At 44.2% G+C, this 14,888-nt stretch carries 11 protein-coding genes; 7 read left to right on the top strand and 4 right to left on the bottom strand.

Annotated elements, in window-relative coordinates; genetic code table 11:
- The first annotated feature begins 8 nt into the window (after positions 1 to 8).
- The 5 genes from BLW16_RS07310 to BLW16_RS07290 all read left to right on the top strand — a co-directional run bounded on the left by BLW16_RS07310 (position 9) and on the right by BLW16_RS07290 (position 6,207).
- A complete protein-coding gene (locus BLW16_RS07310; RefSeq protein ID WP_090555901.1) occupies positions 9 to 1,685 on the top strand; it encodes a RagB/SusD family nutrient uptake outer membrane protein in 1,677 nt (558 codons plus the stop codon).
- A gap of 43 nt (positions 1,686 to 1,728) precedes the next feature.
- Entirely contained in the window at positions 1,729 to 2,838 is a 1,110-nt protein-coding gene (locus tag BLW16_RS07305) for a glycoside hydrolase family 43 protein (RefSeq protein WP_245735164.1), read from the top strand.
- A gap of 189 nt (positions 2,839 to 3,027) precedes the next feature.
- The gene (locus BLW16_RS07300) at positions 3,028 to 4,383 is read left to right on the top strand and encodes a Gfo/Idh/MocA family protein (protein WP_090555900.1); all 1,356 of its coding nucleotides are present in this window, start codon (positions 3,028 to 3,030) and stop codon (positions 4,381 to 4,383) included.
- A 2-nt stretch (positions 4,384 to 4,385) separates the two neighbouring features.
- The gene (locus BLW16_RS07295; RefSeq protein WP_090555899.1) at positions 4,386 to 5,429 is read left to right on the top strand and encodes a DUF6807 domain-containing protein; all 1,044 of its coding nucleotides are present in this window, start codon (positions 4,386 to 4,388) and stop codon (positions 5,427 to 5,429) included.
- A gap of 28 nt (positions 5,430 to 5,457) precedes the next feature.
- Positions 5,458 to 6,207: a 3-keto-disaccharide hydrolase gene (locus BLW16_RS07290; protein WP_317039942.1), complete on the top strand. Its 750-nt coding sequence runs from the start codon at positions 5,458 to 5,460 to the stop codon at positions 6,205 to 6,207.
- Here BLW16_RS07290 and BLW16_RS07285 read toward each other — a convergent pair.
- Both BLW16_RS07285 and BLW16_RS07280 read right to left on the bottom strand, forming a co-directional pair.
- Entirely contained in the window at positions 6,194 to 7,003 is an 810-nt protein-coding gene (locus BLW16_RS07285) for a response regulator transcription factor (protein ID WP_090555897.1), read from the bottom strand. The two genes, BLW16_RS07290 and BLW16_RS07285, sit on opposite strands and share 14 nt — an antisense overlap.
- Positions 6,967 to 10,176, bottom strand: a complete 3,210-nt coding sequence (locus BLW16_RS07280) for a ligand-binding sensor domain-containing protein (protein ID WP_090555896.1) — start codon at positions 10,174 to 10,176, stop codon at positions 6,967 to 6,969. Before BLW16_RS07280 ends, BLW16_RS07285 begins: the two co-directional genes overlap by 37 nt.
- Positions 10,177 to 10,472: 296 nt before the next feature.
- Here BLW16_RS07280 and BLW16_RS07275 point away from each other — a divergent pair, with 296 nt between their 5' ends.
- Together BLW16_RS07275 and BLW16_RS07270 are read left to right on the top strand one after the other, a co-directional pair.
- Positions 10,473 to 11,504, top strand: coding sequence for an FAD:protein FMN transferase (locus BLW16_RS07275; protein ID WP_217631531.1), 1,032 nt, complete (start codon positions 10,473 to 10,475; stop codon positions 11,502 to 11,504).
- Positions 11,505 to 11,509: 5 nt separating this feature from the next.
- Positions 11,510 to 12,715 carry a Gfo/Idh/MocA family protein gene (locus BLW16_RS07270; protein ID WP_090555895.1) on the top strand — a complete coding sequence of 402 codons (1,206 nt, stop codon included), beginning with the start codon at positions 11,510 to 11,512 and terminating at the stop codon, positions 12,713 to 12,715.
- 54 nt (positions 12,716 to 12,769) lie between these two features.
- Here the strand turns inward: BLW16_RS07270 and BLW16_RS07265 are convergent, their stop codons facing one another.
- Positions 12,770 to 13,699: an AraC family transcriptional regulator gene (locus BLW16_RS07265; protein ID WP_090555894.1), complete on the bottom strand. Its 930-nt coding sequence runs from the start codon at positions 13,697 to 13,699 to the stop codon at positions 12,770 to 12,772.
- A 9-nt stretch (positions 13,700 to 13,708) separates the two neighbouring features.
- Positions 13,709 to 14,887: an MFS transporter gene (locus BLW16_RS07260; protein WP_090555893.1), complete on the bottom strand. Its 1,179-nt coding sequence runs from the start codon at positions 14,885 to 14,887 to the stop codon at positions 13,709 to 13,711.
- Position 14,888: the final 1 nt, after the last annotated feature.

The following is a 14,888-nucleotide window of genomic DNA, read 5'->3' as shown; positions in this document are numbered from 1 at the left end:
AGCAAGTCATGAAGAAGTTATTAACCATATCAATTCTACTTATACTCGGTACCGTTTCCTGTAAAAAGGATTTCCTGACCGAGAAACCAATCTCGTTCCTCAGCAGCTCGAATGCTTTTATCACCTATAAAGATTTTACGGCATCCATGATTGATCTTTATGTGCTGACACGGTCTGAATTTTACAGTAGTGGTGAATCCCGGCCGTTTGATTATCTGTACGGAACAGACCTGGTATTTGACGGAGAACCAAGTACAGACAGGCATACCAATATGATCGCCGCTTATAATCCTACCGGAAATATCACAAAGGACCACTGGAGCCGCCTGTACAAAATTGTTGCTGAATCCAATACCATTATTGCCCGGATGCCGGCCTCTGAGTTAACCGATGCTCAAAAAACGCTGGTGGAGGCCCATGCCAGGTTCTTCAGGGGTCTTGCTTACCGGACGCTGACTTACCTATACGGCGGTGTTCCGCTGTCACTGGAAGAGGTTTCCACCCCGAAAACAGATTATGTTCGTGCCACTAAAGACGAATGCCTAGCCCAGGTTATTACAGACCTGACTTTTGCGGTGACAAATTTACCCGCTATTACTGCTGTACGTGACGGGGAGATCAGCAATGTTGCCGCCTCTCATCTTTTGGCTGAGGTTTATCTTGCAGCAGGCAAATACCAGGATGCTGTTGATGCTGCCACGACTGTTATCGGAAATGCCAATCTGACTTTAATGAAAACACGTTTCGGATCAAGATCAACCGTTACACCGGGCGATGTATACTGGGATCTTTTTCAGCAAAAAAACCAGAACAGGTCTACCTACTCGAACCGGGAGGGGATCTGGGTGGTACAATTTGAAACAGACATTATCGGTGGGAGTGTGCTTTCTACTACGAGGGACTCAAGTTATATGCTGGAAAGGCACCATGCACCTTCTGTCCGTGATATTTTTGTGAACTCAGCCGGTACAACAACTTCTGTTCCTACCTTCTTGTGGCCCAATAATGATTATTCAGGCGGAAGGGGAATAGGCTGGGCAGTGTCTACTGCATACTTCATGAATGATATCTGGCAGAGTGATTTCAAAAATGATATCCGTAATGCCAACAACAACTTTGTCCGCGATTATATCTGTAACAACAGGGCTTCTGATATGTATGGTAAAACCATCTCGACTTCAAACCCACCCAAAGGAATTACCGTTCCCTCACGTGCTTTTTATGCTTACCAGACCAAATGCACCACACCGTTTGACCATCCCTCAAATCTGATCCAGGATGCAGCAACGGGGCTTTTGAAACCAGCTGCGGGGGCAACCTTTACAGATCAGTATATGTTCCGGCTGGCAGAAACTTATCTGCTGCGTGCTGAAGCTTATATGCGTTTGAACAATCTGGGCAATGCGGCTGCAGATATCAATGTGGTCCGGGCAAGGGCCAATGCTTCGCCTGTGGCGGCTGCAAGTGTGAATATTGATTATATACTCGATGAAAGAATGCGGGAGTTGGGCGTCGAAGAAAAACGGAGGTTAACACTGGGACGTCTGGGTTTGTTATATGATCGTGTAAAAAAATGTAATCCTTACTATAAAGATATGCTGCCTACATATAACCTATGGCCAATCCCATCAAGTGAAATTGAACGTAACAAGGACGCAACGCTGGCTCAAAACCCCGGCTATTGATAAAATTAAAACTGCTATTTTTGAAAATTACCAAATTGAATATATGTACAAAATCACCGGCAGACAACGCTATATGAAGTCTCTGTTTAACCAAATACCGCTTAGATTTTCCGGGATGCTGCTTGGCCTCTTTGTCCTTGCTTCATCACCGGCATGCACCACTGCGCAGGGCCTGAAAAAGGCAACATTCACCAATCCGATATTGCCATCAGGTGCCGATCCCTGGATAATTTATAAAGACGGATTTTACTATTTTACCAGCACATCGGGTAATGCACTTACTTTACGTAAGACGCGGAACATTGCAGATTTGTCAGCTGCAGCCAGTAAAACAGTCTGGACACCCCCCTCAACCGGACCCTATTCCAAAGAGATCTGGGCGCCTGAGATACACTTTCTGCAGCACAAATGGTATATGTATTTCGCCGCAGACGATGGCAGAAATGATAACCACCGGCTGTATGTCATAGAGAATGCTTCGGCTGATCCTATGCAGGGCGAATGGGTATTCAAGGGGCAGATCACTGATGACACCAATAAATGGGCTATTGATGGTTCTGTGTTTACACATAAAGGACAATTGTATATGATATGGTCGGGCTGGGAGGGCGACCGGAATGGTCAGCAAAACATCTATATCGCTAAAATGAAAAACCCATATACTATTACCGGGAAAAGGGTAAAGATCTCTTCGCCGCAATTTAACTGGGAAAAGAACGGCGACCTGCATAATGCCAATAACCCTCCGCATGTGAATGTGAACGAAGGGCCTGAAGTGCTGGTACACAACAATAAGTTATTTCTGATCTTTTCAGCGAGCGGCTGCTGGACGGATGATTACGCATTGGGTATGTTAACAGCGTCGGCAAATGCCGATCTGTTAGCGCCCGGCTCATGGAAAAAACATCTGCAGCCAGTATTCAGAAAAAATGAAAAGAATAGTGTATACGCTCCCGGACATAACAGTTTCTTCCAATCGCCTGATGGTAAGGAAGACTGGATTCTGTATCACGCCAATCCTGCCCCGGGCTGCGGTTGCGGCGGTAAACGCTCTCCCCGTATGCAGAAGTTTACCTGGAATACGGATGGTACGCCAAACTTCGGTATACCTGTAAGGGAAGGCGTTCAGTTACCCATCCCCTCGGGCAGTTGATCCCTGAGTACTGATCCCGTAATATAATTGAATATAAATGTGATGAAAAAAATTAGCGGGAGGGTAAAAATGAGTTGTAAAAATGCTGTATCATATACCGTTATGTATATAATATTGCCGATATTTAAGAAAGCGCTTCAAAGGCGTATAACCAAATTATCCTGTAAAAATATTTAACCTTTTATAAAGATGGAGAATTCTCGTCGTACTTTCATCAGGCAGGCATCCATAGCCGGACTGAGTGTAATGCTTCCAAAAACCAGCTGGAGTGCCAAAAGTTATAAGCGTATCATTGGCGCAAATGACCGTGTACAGGTAGGTGTTGTTGGTTTTTCAGACAGGCACCGCAGTTCACATATGCCTTGTTTCATGAACCATTACAAAGAACTGAATTTTGAAATTGTGGCCGTGTCTGACATCTGGAAGAAGCGTCGGGAAGAAGGTGCCGCTATGTGGAAAGAAAAGATGCAGAACGATGTAAAGTCCTACCGTAACAACGAAGAACTTTACAATAGCAAAAGCGTAGACGCTGTGTTTATAGGTACCGCAGATTTTCAGCATGCCTCCCACACGATAGAGGCAGTACGGGCAGGCTGTGACGCCTATGTTGAAAAGCCTTTTGCCGAAACAATGGAAGACAATAAAGCTGCGCTGAAAGCTGTCAGGGAGTCAGGAAAAATTGTACAGATCGGCTCACAGCGCCGGAGCGGCACGAATTACCATGCCGCTTACGAGTTTATTAAATCCGGTAAGTTCGGGCCCGTGACCATGGTAGAATTGACCTGGAACGTGAATCAGCCCGGCCGCTGGCGCCGCCCCGAGCTGCTGAATGTTTTAAAAGAGCAGGATACAGACTGGAAGCGTTTCCTTGGCAACCGCCCCTATGAAAAGTTTGATCCGCGGATATACCTGGAGTACCGCCTGTTCTGGCCATATTCATCTGGCTTGCCTGGCCAGTGGATGAGCCATCAGATTGATACCGTACATTGGTTTACAGGCTTAAAACACCCGCGTAGTGTGGTGGCTAACGGAGGCATTTACCAATGGAAAGACGGCCGCCGTAACTGGGATACTATTCTGGCCGCTTTCGATTACGGGCCGCTGGATGACCTGTCGCAGGGATTCCAGGTGACATTTGGTTCACGTATGCACAATGGCGATGAACATCCTGCCGAAATCTATTACTCCAATGGTGGCGAGCTGAACCTGATCACAAACAAAATATCGCCGAAAGGCGGTTTAACCGAAAAGATGGCCGCAGCGATGAATATGAAAGCCAATCTGCTGCCCGAAATCAGCCTTGACAATTCTGAACAGGTGGTGGCATCGGCCAATACCGGCGGCGATCAGCTTACCTCTAATCACATCCGTAACTGGATGGAATGTATACGCAGCCGCAAACAGCCAAATGCACCGGTTGAAGCAGGCTACAGCCATAGTATTGCCAACATCATGACCACCGCTGCCGCGCATACCGGCGCAAAGGCCACCTTTGATGAAAAAACTCAGGAAGTAATGGCCAATGGTAAGATCTTTAAATACTGATAATGATGATCAAACTGAAACTATTAAGTTGTGTGGCATTAGCGGCCGCATTTTCTTCATCCGCTGTAGCCCAGGAAGCAACAGTGACTTTCAAAAAATATGATAATCAGAAAAAAGTGAATGTACTGATCGGCGGTAAACTGTTCAGCACGTTCATGTTTCCGGATACTCTGGAAAAGCCTGTGCTCTATCCGCTGACCACCGCCGGGGGCACTGTGGTTACCCGCGGCTTTCCACTTGATCCCAAAACAGGTGATCCCACAGACCATCCTCATCACATAGGCCTGTGGTTTAACTTTGAAAATCTGAACGGCCTGGATTTCTGGAATAACTCTTACGCCATAGCTGCTGCTAAGAAAGCACAATACGGATGGATCCGTACCGACAGGATCACTGATCTTAAGGAGGGGAAGAAGGGAATATTGGCCTATCATGCCAACTGGACCAATCAGGCAAAGGAAATTATACTGGAAGAGAACACCTGCCTGGAATTCAGCGGTAATGCTACCCAGCGCATAATTGACAGGGTAACTACATTAAAAGCAGCTCAGGAAGCAGTTTTTACCGATGCAAAAGATGGCATGCTGGGTTTGCGGCTGGCGCATGAATTACAGATGCCCAATAGTAAGGATGAAAAATTTACCGATAGTAAGGGTAATGTAACTACTGTAAAAGGAGGCGCAGATAAAATACCTACAGGCAACTACCTGAGCAGCGAGGGCAAAACGGGTGACGCGGTGTGGAGCACACGGGGTACCTGGTGTAAGGTGTATGGCAAAATGGGTACCGATTCGGTGAGCATTGCTATGATCGATCATCCGCTTAATCCTAATTACCCTACTTTCTGGCATGCAAGAGGTTACGGACTTTTTGCGGCGAACCCGCTGGGCGAAAAGATATTTACCAATGGCGCTTCGGCTAAAAATCTGACCTTAAAAAAAGGTGAATCTGTTACCTTTAGGTACCGGGTGGTCATCAGTAACGGGGCGGAGACGCCAAACGCGGCTCAACTGAATACGCTTGCCGGCAATTTTGCCAAAAAATAGTATGATCATTAAAGAACAAAACCTTATTATGAATTTAGAAAAGTTATATAAAGTATCAATTTTTGCCCTCATGTTACTGGTAATGAGCACTGCTGCAAATGCGCAGCTGAATTCGCTGAGCCCTAAAGAAAAAAAAGAAGGATGGAAATTACTGTTTGACGGCAAGACCAGTAAAGGCTGGCGCAGTGCCAGGGCGGATACTTTCCCAACCGCAGCAAATGGCTGGGTAATAAAGGACGGCGTATTGACTATACAGTCTTCCAATGGGGCAGAATCACAAAATGCCGGTGATATTGTAACCGTTGCCGAATATGGTGCTTTTGAACTGAGCTTTGATTTTAAACTGACCAGGGGTGCCAATAGCGGTGTGAAGTACTTTGTTACACTGAAAGAAAATTCAGGTGCATCGGCTATAGGGCTCGAATATCAGGTACTTGACGACGATGTACATCCTGATGCCAAACTCGGCCGTGACGGCAACCGCACACTGGCTTCACTATACGACCTGAAAACATCAAACAAAGCCGGTGCTGTAAAACCCATTGGCGAGTGGAATACCGGCAAGGTGATCGTTTACCCTAATAACCATGTAGAACATTGGTTAAATGGGGTAAAGGTACTGGAATATGAGCGCAAATCACCTGAGTACCGTGAACTGGTAAAAATGAGCAAGCACAAAGTCTGGAAAGATTTTGGTGAAGCCGATAAGGGGCACATCCTGCTGCAGGACCATGGCAATGAAGTAAGTTACCGTAATATCAAAATCAAAACACTTTAAGTTCATCTGTAGGTGATTGACTGCGCAGCGTGTTGATATACTCTACGGGGGTAACCTTAAAATACTTCTGAAAGTTACGGGTGAAAAGGCTTTGTGAACTGTATCCAACCATCCGGGCGATCTCAAATAAGGTGAACTCATTCTGTGCAATGAGCTTAGCCGCCTTTTTAAGACGTGTGATATCGATAAGTTCTTTTGGTGACAGTGAAGAAAGAGATTTTATCTTCCGATAGAAGGTAGGGCGACTCATATTCATATGCTGGGAAAGTTTGTCAATATCCATGTTCGGCTCTTTGAGGTTGATGCGGATATATTCATCGAGCCTTTTCAGAAAGTTTTCATCTGTTTTTGAGTGCGCCATTACCCTAACGTCCTCAAATGGCGAACTTGCAAAATGATCCTTTATTTTTAAACGGTTTTTAAGCAGGTTCGCTATCTGGTGCCGCAACAAATACGGCGAAAAAGGTTTTTGGATATACGCATCCGCACCCACTTCCAAACCTTCAATCTGAGCGCTGAAGGTGTTTTTTGAGGTCAGTAAGATGATGGGTATATGGCAATAATCAACGTTTTCCTTTAATATCCGGCAGAGTTCAAAGCCATCAATGTCTGGCATCATGATATCTGATATCACAAGGCTGATGATCTCTTCAGACAGGATGTTTTGCGCAATTTCGCCGTTAAGCGCCAGATGCAGGGTATAGCTATCGCCGAGCACCTGTGTTAAAAACTCAAGGATATCTTCGTTATCATCAATGATCAATATGGTGTCTGACCTGTTTTTATCTTTTTCCATGTGCTTAATTTAAATTCAAATCTCTGGTGTACGGGTAAACGTAATTCAAAAACGGTGATGTCACTGTTGTTTCTTGCTAACCTCAGCGAACCATTATGCAATTCGGTCAGCGATCTGGCCAGCGAAAGACCAATGCCTGTTCCGGCGCTGCCATTTCCTTTGAGCCTGAAGAAGGGCTCAAATATTTTCTCGGTAAATTCTTCGGGTATGCCCTTGCCGTCGTTACTAAACCTGATGGTAAACTGTTCGTCTGTTAGGTTAAATTGGGCTATGCTGACGGTAACACTGGCAGCTGCGTATTTTATGGCATTTGAAATCAGGTTACTGCAGATTTTTATCGTAGCTTCCCTGTCTACAAAGGCAATAACATGCGGCTCAGTCGAATCAAAGTTCAGGTCTATACCAGCTTTTCCGGCCTGTTGTTTAAATATTTCCATCTGCTCCCTGAGTAACCTGGTCATGTCGGTTTTTACAAAACTGAGACCGAACTGATGCATTTCTGTTTTACGGAAATCCAGCAGCTGTGCAGTAAGATCGGCCAGGCGTTTTGCGTTTTTTTCGATCATCAGCAGGCTTTGTCTGGCAACTGATGGTTCTAAGGCTTCTGTAATCAGCATTTCAACCGGCCCGACAATAAGTGTTAGCGGAGTTTGTATCTCATGTGCGATGTTGGTGAAAAACTCTATTTTGGCCTGGTAAATTTCCTTTTCTTTTTCATGTTCAAATAACTGCAACCTGTTCAGGTTTTTGCGTTCCAGGTATTGATGATAATAACGGACCGACAGGTAAAGGCTGATGCTGAAGCTGAACAGGTAAATAAAATAAGCAACGTTATTTTTCCAGAAAGGGGGCAAAACCCTGATGAACAGGCTGCGTTCTTTTCCCGTCCAGCTACCTACATTGCTTTCTGCCTGCACCAGGAAAGTATATTCGCCGGCAGACAGATCTGTAAAATAGGCTTTACGGTTGCTGTTGAGATAGGTCCATTGTTTATTCAGCCCCTTCATCAGGTATTTATAGCGTGTGACCTGGGGCGACGAGTAATTTAATGCAGAAAACTGTATACTGAAATTACCCTGATCGTGGGAAAGAACAATCGTATCCGTATACAAAATAGATTTACTAAGTGTGCCGGTTTTGTCATTAGGTACAATTTCCCTGTCGTTGATCTGAAATCCGGTAATATAGGTCGGCGGGCGTGGCTCTTGATGGGAAAAGCTGGCCGGATCAAAGGCTATCATTCCTTTGACTGACCCGAAATACATTTTTCCATTGGCATCTTTATAGGCCGAGTTATAGTTGAACTGATCTGTGATCAGTCCGTTGGACCGGGTATAGGTCTTAAATTTTTCGGTTTGCAGATCAAGGCAGATCAGCCCCCGGAGGGTGCTTACCCACAGGTGTTTGGAATTGTCTTCCAGCATACAAAATATGATATTGCTGGGCAGGCCATTTTCTGTAGTGAATTTCTTAATGGTTTTATGGTCCGGGCTTAATTTCATCAGACCGCTTCCCCCGGTAGCGAACCACATGTTATGGTTGCTGTCCTGCAGAATATAACGTACAGCGGCTTCATTCACATAGGCGCCTTTTACTTTGCCGGCAAAGTGTATATTGCCGCTGCGCCCTGTTTTTGGGTTATAGTAAAACGCCCCCCGGGATACGCTGCCCGTCCAGATATTGCCTTTGTCATCTTCCCGGATATGGAACACATAAGAACCATAAGGGATTTGTTTGATGCGGCTAAAGCTCTTGTGTTTGCTGTCATAGGTAAATAATCCGGAGTCATTATAAGCAGTACCTATCAGTAGGGTACTATCCTTTGTAAGATACATTGACAGTATAAAATCACTCGCATAGTTGTCCTCCTTGTTACGAATAAATTTAAAACGGTCTGTAATTTTCCCTGTGCGGGTATCCATGATTTCCAGGCCGTGGAAAAAGGGGCCAATGAATAACTGATTGCCCACTGACAGCAACCCGTGTATATTTGAATAAGACACGTCGGTTTTTTTTCCTTCGGCGCTGTAGTTAGTGAACCTGCCGGTTTGGAGGTTTAATTTGTTGATACCCGCATCCTCAGTCCCGATCCATAAGTTTCCTTTACCATCAGGGCATATCTCGCGGACGGCATTGCCGGAAATAGAGTTAACACCCGGCTGGGGATAGTATTTTTCAAATCTTGCATTCTCTTTTGAATAATAGCTTAAGCCGCCAAAAAAAGTTCCTGCCCATATGCCGCCCTGATTGTCTTTATATGCAGTATAAACGGCATTGTCAGCAATCGAATAAGGATCAGCTGCACTTTTACGCAGGTTGCGGCTGGTGTTTGTTTTCAGGTTGTAAATATAAATACCCGATTCGGTAGCCACCCAGTATTCCTGTTTGCCGGTAGCGGTAATATCCCGTACGTAAATATTTGTGTCTTTCCTGCCGCTCAGCTGTATGGATTGGGTCTGGCCTGTTTTGGTATGATATATTTTTAATCCCTGTGTAAAACAGCCCACTAACACTTTATCATCCTGCAAGGGGAACAAGGTATTGATAGACCTCAGTTTTGCCGGTATGCTTTTATCAATAATGCGGATGGTTTTAACAGATTTGGTCAGGGGAGAGTATACACTTGCCACTCCCTCATTATCGCCAACCCAGATGTTCTTATGCTGGTCGATTGCCACGCAGTTGCCGGATAGGTTGAGCACCTCAATTTTATTTTGCCGCTGTTTGTACTGGTACAGGGAGTAATCGGACAGGAACCATAAATTATCTTCGGCGTCTATCAACAGGCCCCTGATATAGGATTGCGGAGCGCCTTTTAAAAGAGTAAGTGATTCTTTGTAAGGGTCGTACCTGAAAATACCTGTTCCTGTACCTATCCACAATATTCCTTTTTGATCTTCCTTAATAGTGGTAATCACATTGTTGCCGATATCGCCAAGTGCGTTTTTTGTATTTTTTAAAGTTTTAAATGTATAGCCGTCAAAAGAGCAGAGCCCTCCACGGGTCCCGATCCACATCAGCCCTTTACTGTCCTGCAGTATGGAGGTAACTGAATTGTGCGCCAGGCCATCATCAACCTGGTAATGCCTGAAATAATAGGGTTGCCCCTGGCAGGTAAATACCATGCCAGCCATCAATACTGAAAGCAGGATCGTCCGAAAGAAAAGGTTCATAATTAGTTAGATTCAAATATATTAATAAACAGCTTGTTAGCAGCTTTCTTTTTTACCTTCAAAATCCGTTTTAATTCTGACGTATGTATCCAGGCAGTTATACCCGCTTAAGCAGCTAAAAGCTTGCTCATTGAGACGAATCAACAAAATATTGAACAAAATGTGCAGCGTTCAATAGTTTACAGTAGCCATGATAAACCATATATTTACTCCTGGTATGAACGCGGTTGTAGCACTGTAGTTGAGTAAACAAGATGTCTGTGGATGCCACAAACGGAAATTTCTGATATTAAACAATGAGTGGTAATAATGCAGTAAAATTTATGGTTCCGGCTTTGGTTATGTTCCTGTTGGTCATAAGTTCAGGATGGAAAGTGCCCCTTGCTGCGGATAGAAAAATTGAGATCAGCGGTGATGCACAGGGCACTACATATAAAATTATATATTACGCTCCAGATAGCATAGTCAGCCTTGGGCAAACCGATAGTTTACTTAACCGTTTAGACAGCTCGGTATCATTGTATTTGCCTACATCGCTTATTTGCAGGTTCAACCGGTCAGACAAAGGGATTACCATAGATGAACCTTTTCGTGTACTGATCAGTAAAGCCATTGAGATCAACCGTGCTACAGGCGGCGCGGTAGATGTTACCGTAAAGTCTTTGGTAGATGCCTGGGGCTTTGGTGTTAAAAAGCCTGCTGCAGCTCCGGGGCCAGAATTGATAAAAAGCATTTTGAAAAACGTTGGGCCCGGTAAAATATGGTTGCAGGGTAATTTTCTGCATAAAAAGTTTGCAGGTGTACAAGTAGATCTCAATGGTATAGCCCAGGGGTATACTGCTGATCTGCTTGCTGCTTTGCTTGAGCATCATCATATCTGTAACTACCTGGTTGAGATTGGCGGAGAATTGCGCATAAAAGGGCATAAACCCGATGGCGAGCGGTTTAAGATAGGTATCGAAGCCATTGACGGAAATGACATCCTGCCTGCTCCTTTAAGAAAAGTAATTACCCCGGATGATGGTGCTGTAACCACCTCAGGAAATTACCGTAAACATTTGGAGGCCAATGGCAAACAAATATCACATATTATGAATGCCAGAACAGGTTATCCCGCAATGAATGAGATGATCAGTGTTACCGTTTGGGCAAAAGATGGCATTACTGCCGATGGATATGACAATGGCTTTATGGTGATGGGCTTGAAAAACACAATCCGCTTTCTGGAGAAAAGAACAGATATTGCTGCTTATATCATCTACAAAAAGGATGATGGGGTAGTGGCAGATACGGTTACCAAAGGATTTAATGGTTACGATATACATTGATAAAGATGAAAAGAAGAACTTTCGTTAAAAATACCGGGCTGATAGCAGGTGGACTATGGTTAAATCATGCAGACCTTTTTGCAGCGAATGCCGGCCGGGTGATTAATATCGGCGTTATCGGCTGTGGCGACAGGGGGAAGGGAATTATCGGGATGATGGACCAGTTTCCGCAAAAGTTTAAGGTGGTGGCCATATGTGATGTACTGGATATGCGCCTGGATGAAGCCCGTAAGTTTGTAAAAAACGGTAACTGCAGGCAATATAAAGATCACCGGCAATTGCTGGATAATCAGCAGGTAGATGCTGTAGTAGTTGCCGTGCCGCTAAATATGCACTATCCGATAGCAGTTGATGTTTTAAAAGCTGACAAACACCTGTACCTGGAAAAAACAATGACCTATACTATTCAGCAGGCACTGGATCTGGTGAAATTAGTAAAGAGCAGGCCTAAACAGGTAGTACAGGTGGGGCATCAATACCGGTATTCGCCGCTTTATTTCAGGGTAAAAGAAATGATCAGCAAAGGGTATCTGGGCAAAGTAAGCCAGGTGGACTGCCGCTGGGATCGCAATGCCAACTGGCGCCGGCCAGTGCCTGATGCTTCGCTCGAAAGGCAGATCAACTGGCGTATGTATAAAGAATATTCGGGTGGCCTGATCGCTGAATTATTATCGCACCAGATTGATTTCATCAACTGGGCTTTTGACACCCATCCCTCTGATTTTATGGCAACAGGGGGAATTGATGTGTTTAAGGACGGCCGCGAAACATATGATAACGTACAATTGATGCTGCGCTATCCTGAGCAGAACATGGTAGGAAATTTTGGTGCCACCTGTGGCAACAGCCGCGATGGTTACCTCTTCAAAATTAAGGGAACCAAAGGAACTGTGTCTTTACTGATGGACAGGGGAATGTTTTATCCTGAAAAGGGTTTGCTGAAGGACAAAGGTACAGTAGACGGTGTAACGGGCGCAACTAAGATTACCTGGGATAAGGACGGCGGAACACCCATACTACCCGATGCAACTAAAGATGGAACCTGGTATGCCTTAAATGATTTCTATGACAAGATAGGTTCAGGATTGCTGCCAGACTCAAACATATATACCGGGGCCAAAACGGCTATATGTGTTCACTCTGCAAATCAGGCCTTGTACAACAATGAGATAGTGCATTGGAAGGATGAATATCAGTTGTCCGCACCATAGCATCATCAAAAGTAAGGATGTGCCTATAGTCAGGGCGATTGGTTTTTATGCATATCACAGCCCCTGACTTTTTCGGAATTCAATCGGTGTGATGCCGATGTTTTTTTTGAAGAAATGGCTGAAATTTGGCTGTTCTGCAAATCCGATAGCATATCCGATCTGCTGCAATGGCCAGTCGGTCTGCAATAGCAAGATTTTGCCTTCTTCCAGTAATCGGTTTTTGATGTGTGTACTGACGTTTTGACCCGTCTGTTTTTTTAATAAAGCATTCAGATGATTGGGGTGTATGGCCAGGTGACCGGCAAATTCTTTGGCGGTTTTCATTCGGATTGGATTTTCATAATTGATTCCTGAGGTTTCTTGTTCCAGCAAATGGAAAAAATCATGCACCTGTTTATAATCGTTTGTGCCGGTAACTGCCTTTTGATGATGCCCTGCCTTGCAGCTTTCTACCATAATTAGTTGAAGATATAACTGTAGAGCATCTTCCATAAAAGGGCCGGAAGCCTGTTCTTCCCGGTGCATCTTTTTAAAAATTTGGGTAATCGTGATGATGGTTTCTTTTGGCAATTGAATTACGCTTTTCGCTGTAGGGCTAAAGAGCTCGTATTTCTCTATAGCAGACTTAAGAATTACATTTTTATCAGTAAAACTTCTTTTAAAAATGCAGAAGTACCCGGTTGAAGCTGATTTTAAGCCAAGATTCTTCCATGAAATAATTTCATTGGGATGAACAAACAAGATAGTTGGCTGATCAATATGATAGGTATTTAGTCCTAAGGTGAAAATTCCTTTACCTTCATTGATAAAGATTATTTTATAAAAGTCGCGCCGGTTGGGTGACAAATAGTTTTTGCATACGATTTCCTCCCGGTTGATCACCTTGATGGACCAGTTTTCATAATGTTCCCTTCTCACAGGAAGCAGATCAGGAATGTTTCTCAGATAATCGATTTTTCTTTGGTCTAAATGAGTTGCTGACATATGTTTGTATTAATATTGATTGACGGCTTTTTGTTTTGCTCTAAATTTCTTTTCCATAATTTCCTTAATGCTGAGGGTAATCAGCGCCAGAATGCCAAATGATAACATGACCCATGGTGCACTATGCAGGCCATTACCTGCGATGGATAATCCGCTGATCGCTGTTCCGAGAGAGATACCCAGATTTCCAAAAGAGATAGAAATACTATTGGCAAATTCGGGCGCTTCGGGCGCAGTTTCTATCATATATGCCTGCCCCGTCAAAAAGCAAGGGGTGTGAAAGAATCCCCAGATGGCAATGAGTACAATCACCCAGGGAGACATCGAACCGGAATAATAAATAGGAATAGAAATTAATGTTAATCCTATAAGGAAACTGGCGGTGGTGATGGTGATATTTTTACTGAGCATTTTGCCGGCTGCAAAGTTGCCCAACACGCCTGTTATTCCGAATAGCAGGAGCATTGCACTAATTGTTTTAGGGTCCATTCCATTGATTTTGCCTAAATAATCTGCAAAATAACTGTAGGTAGTAAACATGGTACCATTCATTAAGAAGGTAAAGGTAGCGCTGGCAATAAATAATGGCTTGGTTAATATTTTTAGTTGTGTGCTGTACGATTTCTCTTCCTCTACCGGCATTGATGGAAGGCCTAACCATATGGCTGAAATGGCAATTGAACTGATAACTGTTTGTACCATGAATGATGCCTGCCAGCTATTAAATACACTGGCAATATAGGTGGCAAAAGGTACAGTTGTGATGGTAGCTATACCTACGCCACCAATTACAATTGCCATCATTTTATGTGCATCTTTCTTATCTGCAGCTACTGTAGCTGCACCGACGGCCGCAGAAACCAGGGCAGGGTGCAAAAATGCGGGTAAAAGCCGTACCAGCAGTAATAGCCAGAATGGGGGAGACAAAGAGGAGACCACTCCGGTAATTAAAAATATTGTCATACTGATTGCCATTAGCTTCTTCCTGTTTATACCAGAAGTCAGTATGGTGAGAAACGGCCCTGCAATAGCCGCAACCATAGCGAAGGCACTCAGTAATACACCAGCTTTGTCAATAGTGATATGATAATAACCGGCAATTTGGGGAAGTATCCCGATAACGCCAAATTCTGTGCTAATCACACCAATTAAGCTGATGCAGCCGATATAGGCTATTTTATTCTTCATA

It is taken from the genome of Pedobacter hartonius, assembly GCF_900107535.1.
GTDB classification, from domain to species: Bacteria; Bacteroidota; Bacteroidia; order Sphingobacteriales; family Sphingobacteriaceae; genus Pedobacter; species Pedobacter hartonius.
This window is presented reverse-complemented; position numbering and strand designations above follow the sequence as displayed.

What these genes read in the sequence shown, in the direction of transcription:
- BLW16_RS07310 (WP_090555901.1), top strand. Translation starts at nt 9, where the DNA reads ATGAAGAAGTTATTAACCATATCAATTCTACTTATACTCGGTACCGTT.
- BLW16_RS07305 (WP_245735164.1), top strand. Translation starts at nt 1,729, where the DNA reads ATGTACAAAATCACCGGCAGACAACGCTATATGAAGTCTCTGTTTAAC.
- BLW16_RS07300 (WP_090555900.1), top strand. Translation starts at nt 3,028, where the DNA reads ATGGAGAATTCTCGTCGTACTTTCATCAGGCAGGCATCCATAGCCGGA.
- BLW16_RS07295 (WP_090555899.1), top strand. Translation starts at nt 4,386, where the DNA reads ATGATGATCAAACTGAAACTATTAAGTTGTGTGGCATTAGCGGCCGCA.
- BLW16_RS07290 (WP_317039942.1), top strand. Translation starts at nt 5,458, where the DNA reads ATGAATTTAGAAAAGTTATATAAAGTATCAATTTTTGCCCTCATGTTA.
- BLW16_RS07285 (WP_090555897.1), bottom strand. Translation starts at nt 7,003, where the DNA reads ATGGAAAAAGATAAAAACAGGTCAGACACCATATTGATCATTGATGAT.
- BLW16_RS07280 (WP_090555896.1), bottom strand. Translation starts at nt 10,176, where the DNA reads ATGAACCTTTTCTTTCGGACGATCCTGCTTTCAGTATTGATGGCTGGC.
- BLW16_RS07275 (WP_217631531.1), top strand. Translation starts at nt 10,473, where the DNA reads ATGAGTGGTAATAATGCAGTAAAATTTATGGTTCCGGCTTTGGTTATG.
- BLW16_RS07270 (WP_090555895.1), top strand. Translation starts at nt 11,510, where the DNA reads ATGAAAAGAAGAACTTTCGTTAAAAATACCGGGCTGATAGCAGGTGGA.
- BLW16_RS07265 (WP_090555894.1), bottom strand. Translation starts at nt 13,699, where the DNA reads ATGTCAGCAACTCATTTAGACCAAAGAAAAATCGATTATCTGAGAAAC.
- BLW16_RS07260 (WP_090555893.1), bottom strand. Translation starts at nt 14,887, where the DNA reads ATGAAGAATAAAATAGCCTATATCGGCTGCATCAGCTTAATTGGTGTG.